3 protein-coding genes are annotated in these 14087 nt (G+C 67.5%); all 3 read left to right on the top strand.

Translation table 11 applies throughout. The annotated features are described in order from the left end of the window. Positions 1 to 16 precede the first annotated feature (16 nt). Positions 17 to 6058: a non-ribosomal peptide synthetase gene (locus ASE43_RS22125; RefSeq protein ID WP_235568669.1), complete on the top strand. Its 6042-nt coding sequence runs from the start codon at positions 17 to 19 to the stop codon at positions 6056 to 6058. Positions 6059 to 6120: 62 nt separating this feature from the next. Then, positions 6121 to 13491, top strand: a complete 7371-nt coding sequence (locus tag ASE43_RS07425; protein ID WP_255356365.1) for a non-ribosomal peptide synthetase — start codon at positions 6121 to 6123, stop codon at positions 13489 to 13491. A 2-nt stretch (positions 13492 to 13493) separates the two neighbouring features. Then, positions 13494 to 14087: condensation domain-containing protein (locus tag ASE43_RS07420; RefSeq protein ID WP_235568668.1), on the top strand; the 594-nt coding region annotated here is incomplete at its 3' end.

The following is a 14087-nucleotide window of genomic DNA, read 5'->3' as shown; positions in this document are numbered from 1 at the left end:
GGTGGCGATGGCGCAGTTGCCGCGCACGGCCAACGGCAAGCTGGATCGCGCGGCGTTGCCGACGACGCAGTCGGGCGCGGTGGCGCAACGAGAGTACGAGGCTCCGCAGGGCGAGGTGGAAGAGACCCTCGCGCGGCTGTGGCAGGAGCTGCTTGAGGTGCCGCGCGTGGGCCGGCACGACCACTTCTTCGAACTGGGCGGGCATTCGCTGCTGGCGGTGCAACTTGCTTCGCGCCTGCGCGAGGCCCGGGGCGTTGAAATGCCGCTCAGGCTGTTGTTCTCCACGCCGACTCTGATGGCTCTGGCGGCCGCCTTGCCCGCAGTGGACGCAACGGCTAGCCCGGAGCCGCCTCTGGTCCCGGTGGCGCGCGATCGGCGCCTGCCGCTGTCGCTGGCGCAGCAACGGCTGTGGTTCGTCGAGCGATTCGATAGCCAGGCCAGTCTTGCCTACCACCTGCCCCTGGCGCTGCGCCTGACGGGTGCGCTCGATGTCGACGCGCTCAAGGCGAGCCTCGCGCGCATCTGGGAGCGTCATGAAGTTCTGCGCAGCTTTTTCCCCGATGACGGCGGCGTGCCCTACCTCGATGTCCTGGACCGGTCGTTCGTGTTGCCCGAGCAGGACCTGTCGACGCTGTCCGGCGACGCGCGATCGGCGGCGTTCGACGAGATCGCGCTGCACGAGGCGCGCGCAGCTTTCGATTTCGTTCGCGGACCGTTGATCCGCGCGCGCCTGGTGCGCCTGGATAGCGACGATCACGTGCTGCTGGTGACGATGCATCATGTCATCAGCGACGGCTGGTCCATGGCGGTGCTGGTGCGCGAATTGGGCGCGCTGTACCCGGCCTTCCACATGGGGCAATCCGATCCGCTTCCGCCGCTGCCGGTGCAGTACGCGGACTACGCGCTCTGGCAGCGCGAGCGCATGCACGGCGAACGGCTCGAGCGCGATATGGCGTTCTGGCGCGAGCATCTGTCCGGCGCGCCCAGCCTGATCGACCTGCCCTTGGACCGCTCGCGCCCGCCGATCCAGAGCCATCGCGGCGATCTCGTACTCTTCGACTGCCCGGCCGATCTCGCGCGCGACTTGCGCGCATTCGCCGAGCGGCACGGCGCGACGCTCTACATGGTGCTGATGGCCGGCTGGGCGATCGCGCTGTCGCGCATCACCGGCCAGGACGATCTGGTCATCGGCACGCCGGTGGCCGGGCGGCAACGGCGCGAAGTGGAAGACTTGATCGGTTTCTTCGTCAATACGCTCGCGCTGCGCGTTCGTGTCGAGCCCTCCGCGACGGTGGAAGAGATCGTCGCCGCGGTGAAGGAGACTACGCTCTCGGCGTTCGCCCACCAGGACCTGCCGTTCGAGCAAGTGGTCGAGGCGGTGCAGCCGGAGCGCAGCCTGAGCCACGCCGCGTTGGCGCAAGTCAGCTTCACCTGGCACAACGAGCCCACCGGCGGCACGCTGGCATTGCCAGGTCTGACCTTGGCCCCGGTCGAACAGGCCACGGTCGATACCCACTTCGATCTTTCCCTGCACCTCACCGATGTGGGCGATCGCCTGTCCGGCCAGATCATCTACGCTGCGGCGCTGTTCGAACGCGGCATGATCGAGCGCGTGGCCGAACTGCTCGCGCAGGTGTTGCGCTGCATGGTCACGGCCGACGCGACAGCGGCTGGCGCGTTGCCGTTGCTTTCCGCTGAGCAGCGACAAGCGCTCGCGCAAGTGGAGTCGAATCCGGTCGTGCAACGCGTGCGCGGTGAGCGCGTGCATCGGCGCTTCGAGGCCTGGGCGCTTTCGCAACCCGAGGCCCCCGCACTTTCGCTGGCGGGCGAGGTCCTGAGCTACGGCGCGCTCAATGCGCGCGCCAATGCGCTGGCGCATCATCTGCGGTCGCAGGGACTGGCGCCGGACCAGCGCGTGGCGATCGTGGCGGAGCGCAGCTTCGAGTTCGTGGTCGCCGTGCTGGCCGTGCTGAAGGCGGGTGGTGCCTATGTGCCGCTCGATCCGTCGCTGCCGCGTGCGCGGTTGGCCCACATCCTGGACGAGTGCGGCCCGAGCGCGATCCTGATCCAGTCGGAGGCGGAAGACGTCCTGCCGGCGCTGGACATCCCGGTGCTGCGTCTCGATACGGACTTGCCGTTGTTGGCGCGACGCCTGCCGCAAAGCGATTTGGCCGACGATCCGGACGCGGACGAGCACGATCTTTGCTACGTGATCTACACCTCCGGTTCGACCGGCACGCCCAAAGGCGTCATGGTCGAGCACCCCAGCGTGCTCAACATGGCGTTGGCGCACGGCGAGTGGCTGGGACTGTCGCCGCGCGACCGTGTCCTGCAGTTCGCCGCGCTGTCGTTCGATGTCTGTGCGGCCGACCTCTTCATGGCGCTGGCGCACGGCGCCTGCCTGTGCCTTGCGGGCCGTGAGGAACTGCAGCCGGGCGGTCCGCTCGAACGGACCCTGCGTCAGCAGCGCGTAAGCGTGGTGATGCTGCCGGTGGCCGCGCTGGCTGCCTGCGTGCATGACGATTTGCCGGAGCTTCGCTGCCTGGTGGTGGGCGGCGACGTCTGTCCGCCCGCGCTGGCGGAACGCTGGCGGGTGGGTCGCCGGTTGTTCAATGTCTACGGTCCCACCGAGGCAACGGTGGCGGCGTCGGCCCATGAGTGCAAGGGCGAGCCGATGGCGCGCCTGCCGATCGGGCGCGCGCTCAACAACGCCCGCCTGTATGTGCTGGACGAACGACAGCAGCCGGTGCCGACGGGCGTAGTCGGCGAAATCTGCATCGGCGGCGCCGGCATCGCGCGCGGCTATCTCGGACGGCCGGAGGAAACGGCAACGCGCTTCCTCCCCGATCCGTTCCACGCCGATGCGGCAGCGCGGATGTACCGCACGGGCGATCTCGGTCGTTGGCGTGCGGACGGCACGCTGGAGTTCCTGGGGCGTCGCGACCAGCAGATCAAGATCCGCGGCTTCCGCATCGAACTCGGTGAGATCGAGGGGCACCTGCTCGCCTGCGAGGGCGTGCGCGAGGCCGCTGTTGCCGTGCACGAACGCGGCGGCCAACGGCAACTGGTTGCGTACATCGCCGCGCTCGATGGCGTCGAGCTGGGTGTCACCGGCCTGCGCGCCAAGCTGGCCGGCCACCTGCCGGACTACATGCAGCCGTCGGTCTATCTGTTCGTCGACCGCCTGCCGTTGACCGCCAACGGCAAGCTCGACCGTTCCGCGCTGCCGATGCCGCAGGCGGACGACTGGGGGCATCGTGCCTACGAAGCGCCGCAAGGGGAGATCGAGGAGGTCGTCGCGCGGGTATGGCAGGCATTGCTGGACCAGCCGCGAATCGGCAGGCACGACCACTTCTTCGAACTGGGTGGACACTCGTTGCTGGTGGTGGCCCTGGTCGAGCGCTTGCGCGAACAAGGCCTGGTCGGCGAAGTGCGTGCGATCTTCGGTGCGCCGACGCTGGCCGAGTACGCGAGGGGGCTACGTCCCGTAGAGGCGACCGACGAGGACGAGCAGGATGCGTCGATCCCACTAGGCACGACGCATCTCTCGCCCGAGATGATCACGCTGGTGACGCTGAATCAGGACGAGATCGATCGCGTGGTCGCGTCCATTCCGGGCGGCGCCGTCAATATCAAGGACATCTATCCGCTCGTGCCGCTGCAGGAAGGCATGCTGTTCCATCATTTGCTGGAAACGAAAGGCGACACCTATCTGTCGCGTTCGCAGGTGGCGTTCGAGAGCAGGGAACTGCTGGATCGCTTCCTCGCGGCGCTGGACGAGGTGATCCAGCGGCACGACATCCTGCGCTGCGCCTTCCTGTGGGAAGGCATGCCGCAACCGATTCAGGTGGTGCAGCGCGAAGCGTCGCTGCCGGTGCATGAGCTGCAGGTCGAGGCGGGCGAGGATGCCGTCGCCATCCTCGACGCGCGCACCGATCCGCGCCAGGTCCAGATCGATTTGCGTCGTGCGCCGCTGCTTGCCGCCTATATCGTGGAAGATCGCGAGCGTAACGAGTGGCTGCTGTCGCTGCTCTATCACCATATTCTCGGCGACCGCACCGCCTCGGAGCTGGTGCGCGCGGAGTTGAGCCAGCGCTTGCTGCCCGGATGGTCGGAGCCGGTGCCATCGCCGTCGCTGCGCGCGCTTATCAAGCAAGCGTCGAGCGTGCCGCAGGCGGAATACGAGGCCTACTTCCGCAAGGTGCTGGCCGGCATCGACGAGCCGACCGCGCCTTTCGGCATTCTCGATACCCACCAGACGTCGGCGGATCTGCGCACGGTACAGCGTCAGCTTCCGGATTCGCTGGCAGCGGCGTTGCGCGAATGCGCGCGCGTTGCCAAGGTGTCCTCCACGACCCTGTTCCACGTCGCTTTCGCGCGCGTTCTGGGCGCATGCACCGCGCGTGACGACGTGGTGTTCGGGACCGTGCTTTCCGGGCGCCTGCAAGGCGCGGAAGGCGCGGACCGGGCGGTGGGCATGTTCATCAACAACCTTCCGATACGTTTCTCGTTGCGCGGGGTTTCCGTCGAAACGGCGCTGCAGGACGCCTATCGCCAATTGCTGGAGCTGCTCGCCTACGAACAAGCGCCGCTGGCGCTCGCGCAGCGGTGTAGCGACGTGCCGCCGATGCTGCCGCTGTTCACCGCCATGTTCAATTACCGTCACAGCCGCGGCACGGCGGCAATCGGCAGCATGATGCCGGTGGTGGACGGCCTCCGGGTGCTGGGCACCGAAGACGGAGTGAACTATCCGCTCTCGATGTCGGTCGACGACAATGGGCAGGATTTCACGCTGACCGCGCAATGCGTCGCCGGCATCGATGCGGAGGCGATCTGCGGCTATTTCGAGCATGTGCTGGCATCCATGGCGTCGGCGCTCGGTTCGGCTGCACCCGAACGGCTTGATGCGCTGCCGCTGCTGACGTCGGCGCAGCGCGAGCGGGTGCTGTCCGAGTTCAACGCGACCACGGTCGACTATCCGCGCGAGTCGCTGATCCACGAGCTGTTCGAGCAACAGGCGGCCGAGTCTCCGGACGCGGTGGCGGTGGTGGACGAGCACCGCGTGCTGACCTATGCGGAGCTGAATGCGCGCGCCAATCGCATCGCGCATTACCTGATCGCCCAGGGGGTGCGGCCGGACGAGCGCGTGGCCTTGTGCTGCGAACGTTCGGCGGAGCTGATCATCGGCGCTGCTGCAATCGGCCATGCGCGAGCGCCTGCCGACGWGCGCGGTGCCGCAACTGGTGCTGGACGACAGCGAGGCGGAACTGGCCGCGTATCCGGACCACAATCCGGATACCCGTGCCCACGGTGCSAGTTCGCGTCAGCTGGCCTACGTGATCTACACCTCCGGCTCCACCGGAACGCCCAAGGGCGTGATGGTCGAGCACCAGCAGGTGCTGCGTCTGGTGATGCAGGATMGGTACGTCCCGCTGRGCGCGACCGACGGCGTGGCGCTGTGCGCGAATCCGGCGTTCGACGCGGCGACCTGGGAGATCTGGGCCACGCTGCTGCATGGCGCGCGGCTGATCGTCATCACCCCGGCCTGCCTGCTGGATGTGGCGGTGCTGGGCGAGACGCTGCAACGCCACCAGGCGACGGTGCTGCACCTGACCGCCGGCCTGTTCCATCAGTATGCCGATGCGCTGGGGCCGGTYTTCGAKCGTTTGAACTATCTGCTGTTCGGCGGCGACAGGATCGACGCGGACGTGGTGCGTCGCGTGTTGCAGGGTTCGCGCCCTGCGCACCTGGTGCATTGCTACGGGCCGACCGAGACGACCACGTTCGCCAGCACGCACGAGATCGTCGAGCTGGATGCGCAGGCGCGCTCGGTGCCGATCGGCCGGCCGATCGGCAATACCCGGATCTACGTGCTGGATGCCAGCGGCGAGCCGGCKCCGGTGGGTGTGACGGGCGAGCTCCACATCGGCGGCGACGGCGTGGCGCGGGGTTACCTGAACCGCGCGGACCTCACGCAGGAACGCTTCGTGCGCGATCGGTTCAGTACCGACCCGCAGGCGCGCATGTACAGGACCGGCGACCTGGGTCGCTGGGGTGAGGACGGCACGCTGGAATTCCAGGGACGCAACGACTTCCAGGTGAAGATCCGCGGCTTCCGGGCTGGATGCCAGCGGCGAGCCGGCTCCGGTGGGTGTGACGGGCGAGCTCTATATCGGCGGCGATGGCGTGGCGCGGGGTTACCTGAACCGCGCGGACCTCACGCAGGAACGCTTCGTGCGCGATCGGTTCAGTGCCGACCCGCAGGCGCGCATGTACAGGACCGGCGACCTGGGTCGCTGGGGTGAGGACGGCACGCTGGAATTCCAGGGACGCAACGACTTCCAGGTGAAGATCCGCGGCTTCCGCATCGAGCTGGGCGAGATCGAGGCCCGGCTGACGGCGTGTGCCGGCGTGCGCGAAGCGGTGGTGCTGGCGCGCGAGGACGTGCCGGGCGAGAAGCGGCTGGTGGCGTATTGGTTGGCGGAGGTGGGCGCGCAGGTCCGCGCGGCCGAGCTGCGTCTGCAGCTGAGCGCGCAGTTGCCGGAGTACATGCTGCCCACCGCGTTGCTGATGCTGGAGGCGTTCCCGCTGACACCGAATGGCAAGCTGGATCGCAAGGCTTTGCCGGCACCGGACGCAACGTCGCTGATGCGGCGCGAGTACGAGGCGCCGCAGGGCGAGATCGAACAAGAGCTGGCCGAGATCTGGCAGTCGCTGCTGAGCATCGAGCAGGTGGGCCGCCACGATCACTTCTTCGAGCTCGGCGGGCATTCGCTGCTGGTGGTCGCGATGACCACGCGTCTGCGCGCGAAGGGCTTGCGCGGCGAGGTGCGCCACCTGTTTGCCGCGCCGGTATTGAGCGCCTACGCCGCCACCTTGCGTCGTGGCGAAGTGGAAGAAGCGGAGGCCGTACCGCCCAGCCTGCTGACGCCGGAGCTGCAGTCGATATCGCCGGAGCTGCTGCCGCTGGTCAGCCTGACGCAGGCCGAAATCGACTGCGTTGTCGCAACCGTGCCCGGTGGCGTCGCCAACGTCCAGGACATCTATCCGCTGCTGCCGTCCCAGCAAGGCATCCTGTTTCATCACATGCTGGATGGCGAGGGCGACACCTACCTGTTGCGGGCGCTGCTGGCGTTCGATCGCCGCGAGGAACTAGATGATTTCCTGCGCGCGCTGAACGTGGTGGTGGCGCGTCACGACATCCTGCGTACCGCCGTGGTGTGGGAAGGACTGTCGACGCCGGTGCAGGTGGTCTATCGACAGGCGCGCGTGCCCGTGCACGAACTGACCTTGCCGGGTGTAGGCGACGCCCTGGAAGAACTTACCGGGCTCTCTGATCCGCGCAGCTTGCGGCTGGATCTCACCCGTGCGCCTTTGCTGGCGGCCTACGTCGCCGAAGACCGCGCGGGCGGTTGGATGCTGTCGATGTTGCAGCATCACCTGGTCTGCGATCACGTGACGCTGGCCCTGGCGCTTGCCGAGATCGATGCGATACGCGGTGGAAACGGTGCGGATCTGGCCGATGAGGTGCCGATGCGCCAGCTGGTGGCGCAGGCGCTGCGCGTGCCTGCGGCAGCGCACGAGGCCTATTTCCGCCAGGAACTGGCGCATATCGACGAGCCCACGGCGCCGTTCAACGTGCTCGATGCGCGGCAGAGCGGCGCGACATTCCAGACCGTCGGGCTGCCGCTGGACGCGTCGCTTGGGCGCGATATTCGCGCGGAGGCGCGCCGACGCGGCGTATCGCCGGCCTCGCTGTTCCATGTGGCGTGGGCGCAGGTTCTGGCGCGCTGCACAGGTCGCAACGAGGTGGTGTTCGGCACGGTGCTGTCTGGGCGCATGCATGGCGCGGGCGGCGCGGACCGTGCCTGGGGCATGTTCATCAATACGCTGCCGATCCGCGTGGTGGTGGACGGCACGGCGGCGGACGCTGTCGACCAGACGCGGCGCCGCCTGGCCGAGTTGCTCGAGCATGAGCACGCCCCGCTTTCGCTCGCGCAGCGCTGCAGCAGCGTGCCGTCGTCCTTGCCCCTGTTCACGACTTTGCTGAATTGCCGGCACGACGGCGATCTCTCCGCCATGCCGGGAGGCATGCGTCTGCTTGCGTCCGAGGAAACCACCAATTATCCGATTTCGGTGGACGTGGATGACTTCGGCGACCGGTTCGCGCTGACCGTGCAGGTCGTCGACGGCTTGGACGCGGCACGCCTGGCCGGATACTTCGCCCACACCATAGAGAGCCTGACCGAGGAGCTGCGTCGCGATGGAGCGCGTTCGCTGCATGCCCTGGATGTCCTGCCTCCGCCCGAGCGCGAGCGGGTGCTGTCCGAGTTCAACGCGACCACGGTCGACTATCCGCGCGAGTCGCTGATCCACGAGCTGTTCGAGCAGCAGGCGGCCGCGCAGCCGGATGCGGCGGCGGTGGCTTACGAAGACCACCATCTGACGTACGGCGAGCTCAATGCGCGGGCGAACCAGGTGGCGCATTACCTGCTGTCGCAAGGCGTGAAGCCGGACGACCGGGTGGCGATCTGCGTCGAGCGCAGCCTGGAGATGGTGGTGGGGCTGCTGGGGATACTGAAGGCGGGCGGGGCGTATGTGCCGCTGGACCCCGACTATCCGGCGGAGCGGCTGGCGTACATGCTGGAGGACAGTGCGCCGGTGGTATTGCTGACGCAGGCGACGTTGGAGGAGCGCTTGCCGGTGTGCGGCGTGCCCACGCTGCGGTGGGATACGAGCGAAGCCCAAGCGTTGCTGGCGACACAGCCTACGCATAATCCGGATTCACGCGCGCATGGCCTGACCTCGCGCCACCTGGCCTACGTGATCTACACGTCCGGGTCGACCGGCACGCCCAAGGGCGTGATGGTCGAGCATGCGAGCACGATGAGTTTCATCGCCGGCCATATTCGCCTGTGCGGGCTCGAACGCTGTGATCGTGTGCTGCAGTTCGCGTCGTTCGCATTCGACAGTTCGATTGCGGAGATGATGCCGACCCTGTCCGTCGGTGCGACGCTGGTACTCCGCCCAAGACATCTGAGCCTGGATCAGTTCAGCGGGTTTCTGGAGACGCAACAGATCAGCGTGGTCGATTTGCCGACTGCGTTCTGGGGCGCATGGGCAAGATGGCTTGCGGAGACGCCTGCGCGCTCGCCCGGCGGCGCGTTGCGGCTGGTGATCGTCAGCGGTGAGTCGGTGGAGCTGCACCATCTGCACGCATGGCATGCCAACCCGAATGCGCAGCGATGCCGATGGCTCAATAACTACGGTCCGACCGAGGCGACCGTGAACGCGACTGCGTTTGCGCTGGATGGCGCCGCGGACATCGCCGGGATGGGGGCCGTGTCGATCGGTCGGCCCGTTGCCAACGCCAAGGTCTATCTCTTGAGCGCGCGTGGCGAACCGGTGCCGCAGGGCGTGGCCGGAGAGTTGTATATCGGCGGAGCGGGCGTGGCGCGTGGATATCTGAACCGTCCGGAGCTGACGGCGGAGCGCTTCGTGGCCGATCCGTTCAGCGCCGACCCGCAAGCGCGCATGTACAGAACAGGGGATCTGGGTCGGTGGTTGCCGGACGGAAAGATCGAGTTTCTGGGGCGCAACGACTTCCAGGTCAAGATCCGGGGCTTCCGGATCGAGCTGGGTGAGATCGAAGCCAGGCTGACGGCGTGTGCCGGCGTGCGCGAAGCGGTGGTGCTCGCGCGCGAGGACGTGCCGGGCGACAAGCGGCTGGTGGCGTATGTGGTGCAGGCGGCGGGAGCCGAGCCGACGGTGGTGCGTTTGCGCGAAGCGCTGCAAGCGCAATTGCCTGAGTACATGGTGCCGAGCGCCTTCATGGTGCTCGACGCGTTCCCGCTGACGCCCAACGGCAAGCTGGATCGCAAGGCGCTGCCCGCGCCGGACGGCAGCTCGCTGGTACAGCGCGAATACGAAGCGCCGCAGGGTGAGATGGAGAAGACACTGGCGCGCATCTGGGGCGAGTTGCTGGGTGTGGAGCAGGTGGGACGCCAGGATCACTTCTTCGAGCTGGGCGGCCATTCGATGCTGGTGATGGCGATGATGGAGCAGTTGCGCACGGCGGGTCTGCGCGCCGAGGTGCGTGACATCTTCGCCGCACCGACCTTGCGTGAGTGCGCCGCGGTACTGCGTCGTGGGAGCGCCATCACCCTGGTGCCGCCGAACCTGCTGATGCCGGCGACGCGGGTCATCACGCCCGACTTGTTGCCGCTGGTGTCCTTGTCGCAGGACGAGATCGATCGCATTGTCGACTCGGTACCGGGCGGCGTCGCCAACATCCAGGATATCTATCCGCTGCTGCCGATGCAGGAAGGGATGCTGTTCCATCACCTGCTGCAGGAGCACGGCGATCTCTACCTGGCGCGGGTGATGCTGGCGTTCGACGACCGCGCCACGCTGGACGAGCTGCTCATCGGCTTGCAGGCGATGATCGACCGGCACGAAGTCTTGCGCAGCGGCTTCTACTGGGAAGGCCTGTCGCAACCGGTGCAGATCATCCGTCGTCGGGCGGAGCTGTCGGTGCACGAATGCGCGGTGGGGCCCGGCGAGGACGCCGAAGCACTGCTGCGCGAGCAGGCCGACCCGGGCAAGATCCGTCTCGACCTTCGCCGCGCCCCCCTGATGCACATGGAGATCGTGCACGACCGCGCGAACGGCCGCTGGCTTGCGGCGCTGCTGCATCACCACATCACCTGCGATCACCTGACCATGGAGCGGGTGCTCGCCGAGCTCGACGACTGGCGCGGCGGACGTCTGGATCCGGCGCCGGCCCCGCTCTTCCGCAACGTGGTGGCCGAAGCATGCCTGATACCACAAGACGTGCACGCGACATTCTTCCGTGAAAACCTGGCGGGTTTGGAAGCGCCCAGTGCGCCGTTCGGCCTGCTCGACGTGCAGCTGCAGGCGCACGATCTGACGACGGCATCGCTAGCGCTGGACAGCGAGCTGGGTGCCGCTCTCCGCGATGCGGCACGACAACTGCGCGTTCCGGTTTCGGTGCTGTTCCATGCGGCATTCGCGCTGGTGGTTTCCCGCTGTTCCGGGCGCGACGATGTCGTGTTCGGCACGGTGCTCTCCGGACGACTGCAGGGCGCGGACGGTCGCGGCGAAGCGTTGGGACTGCACATCAATACGCTGCCGTTCCGCGTGCAGCTCGACGAAGGCGACGCGCGCGCGTTCGTTCATCGCTGCCACCAGCAGTTGCTGGAATTGCTCGCGCACGAGCAGGCGCCGCTGACACTCGCGCAGCGCATCAGCGGCCTGCCCGCTTCCATGCCGCTGCTGACCAGTCTGCTCAACTTCCGTCATAGCCTCACAGAAGCCGACGCGGGATTGGATTGGCCGGGCATGCGGATACTCGAAAGCAGCGGCGATGAGGCCAACTTCCCGCTCACCGCGAAGGTGGACGACTTCGGCACGGATTTCGACCTGCGCATCGACTGCCACCGCGACCTCGATCCGCAGCGGCTGCTGGGCTACTTCGAGACCGCACTGACGGCTCTTTGCGGTGCAACCGTTACTCCGTGTGCGGTCAAGCGCCTGGATGTCATGCCGGCCTCCGAGCGGCGCACGCTGGTGGGCGAAGACCACGCGCTGCCGGTATATCCATCCAGCGCGGCGACGCTGCACGAACTTTTCGAGCTCAGCGCGGCGTCTCGACCTGACGCTGTTGCGCTGGTGTTCGAGGGCGAGTCGCTCAGCTATCGCACATTGAACGAGCAGGCCAATCGCCTGGCGCATCACCTGTGCGCCCTGGGCGTGCGGCCGGAGGCGCGGGTGGCGATCTGTCTGGAACGCGGATTCGCGCAGGTGATCGCGCTGCTCGCGGTGCTGAAGGCCGGCGCGGCCTACGTACCGCTCGACCCCGGGCATCCGGATGGCCGCTTGCGCGATACGGTGGTCGATTGCGAGCCGTCCGCGCTCATCACCAGCCTTGCGCTCGCGACGCGCTTTGCCGCCGACGCCTCGCTGGCGGTGCTGTGCATCGACGACGAGACGCTGCATGACGCCCTGTTGCGGCAGCCGGCCGATAATACGACGAGCACGGCGCGCGCCGACGGTCTCGCCTACATCATCTACACCTCGGGTTCGACCGGACGGCCCAAGGGCGTGCTGGTCGAGCATCGGCAGGTGCTGCGCCTGTTCGCGTCCTGCGAATCGTTGTTCGACTTCGGACATCGCGATGTCTGGACGCTGTTCCACTCCTTCGCCTTCGATTTCTCGGTATGGGAGATCTGGGGCGCGCTGCTCTACGGCGGGCGTCTGGTCATCGTGCCGCAGGCCGTCGCGCGCTCGGCCGATGCGTTCGGCGCGCTGCTGCGACGCGAGCAGGTCACCGTGCTCAACCAGACGCCTAGCGCGTTCTGGGCGCTTCTGGCCGCGCAGGAAGGGAATGCGGGCTGGTCGCAATCGTTGCGTTGGGTCGTATTCGGCGGCGAAGCGTTCGATCCGGGACGCCTGCGTTCGTGGTTCGACCAGGCTGGCGGTCGCGCTGCGCGCCTGATCAACATGTACGGCATCACCGAGACCACCGTGCACGTCACGTGGCAGGAAATCGACGCGTCGATGCTGGCGCAGAGCCTGAGCCCGATCGGCCGACCCTTGCCCGACTTGCGGGTCTACCTGCTGGACGAAGCGTACCGGCCGGTGCCATGGGGCGCGATCGGCGAAATCCATGTGGCGGGCGCCGGCCTCGCGCGCGGCTATTGGCGTCGCGAAGCGCTCACCGCCGAGCGCTTCGTACCCGACCCGTTCGCCGGCGGCGACAACCGGATGTACCGGAGCGGCGATCTCGCGCGGCTGCTTCCCGACGGCGGCCTGGATTACTTGGGGCGCAACGATTTCCAGGTCAAGGTGCGTGGCTATCGCATCGAGCTCGGCGAGATCGAGACGGCGCTGCTCGCATTGCCCGGCGTGCGTGAAGCGGCCGTGCTGGCGCGCAAGGAAGGTGTCGGCGACGGCCTGCTGGTGGCATACCTGACGATGGCGAGTGACGCGTCGTGGACGGCCGAGGCGTTGCGCGAAGCCTTGGCGGCGCAGCTGCCCGAGCACATGTTGCCGGGCGCCTTCGTGCCGATGGATGCATTCCCGCTGACCGTCAACGGCAAGCTCGATCGCGCGGCGCTGCCGCCGCCCGGCGAGGGCGAACGCGCGCAGCGTGCCTATGAAGCGCCGCTGGATGGGCTGGAGTCGATGCTTGCAGAGATCTGGCAGGAGCTGCTGGAGCTGCCGCGCATCGGTCGCAACGACGACTTTTTCGAACTGGGCGGCCACTCGCTGCTCGCCGTACGCATGGTGACGCAGATCGGTGCGCAGTTCGGATGCACCGTGCCGATTCAGGCGCTTTTCGCACATCGCACGCTCAAGGCCTTCGCCGGCTGCGTGCAGCAGCAGCAGGTGCTCGACACCTGGCGCGAGGCCATGACGGCCACGCCGGCGGATGCCGAGCTGCTCGAACAGGAATGGACGGAACTATGAGCATGTTGGACGTACTTGAAGCCTGCCGGGAACGCGGCATCCAACTGGCGCTCAAGAACGGAGGTCTGTCGTTGCGCGACCCGCAAGGCAGACTCGATCCTGTGTTGCGCGAACAATTGACCGTCCACAAGGCGGCCATCATGCAGTGGCTAGCCGCGCCGTCCGGTGGCGACGCGCCGATCCCGCCTGTGTCGCGCGACGGTCGCCTGCCGCTGTCGTTCGCGCAGCAGCGGTTGTGGCTGGTGTCGGTGCTGGACCCGAGCGCGGATCGCGCCTATCACCTGCCCGCGGCGCTACGCCTGAGCGGCAGCGTGGATCGCGACGCGCTCAGGCAGGCGTTGGATGGCCTGGTCGCGCGGCATGAAGGCCTGCGCACGCGTTTCGTGGCCGAAGACGGCGTGCCCTGCCAGTTCGTGATGCCGGCCGGGCAGGGCTTCGCGCTGCGCGAGGAAGACGCGGCATCGCAGGACGCCGTCGAGCGGGCGATCGCCGACGAGCTGGCCACGCCGTTCGACCTGGCGAACGGCCCGATGATCCGCGGCCGCCTGCTGCGCGTGTCGGAGCAGGAACACGTACTGGTGTTGAACCAGCACCAC

The sequence above is a fragment of the Lysobacter sp. Root983 genome (assembly GCF_001429345.1).
Taxonomy (GTDB): domain Bacteria; phylum Pseudomonadota; class Gammaproteobacteria; order Xanthomonadales; family Xanthomonadaceae; genus Lysobacter.
The sequence above is the reverse complement of the archived record's forward strand: the minus strand, read 5'-3'. Positions and strand labels throughout refer to the sequence as shown.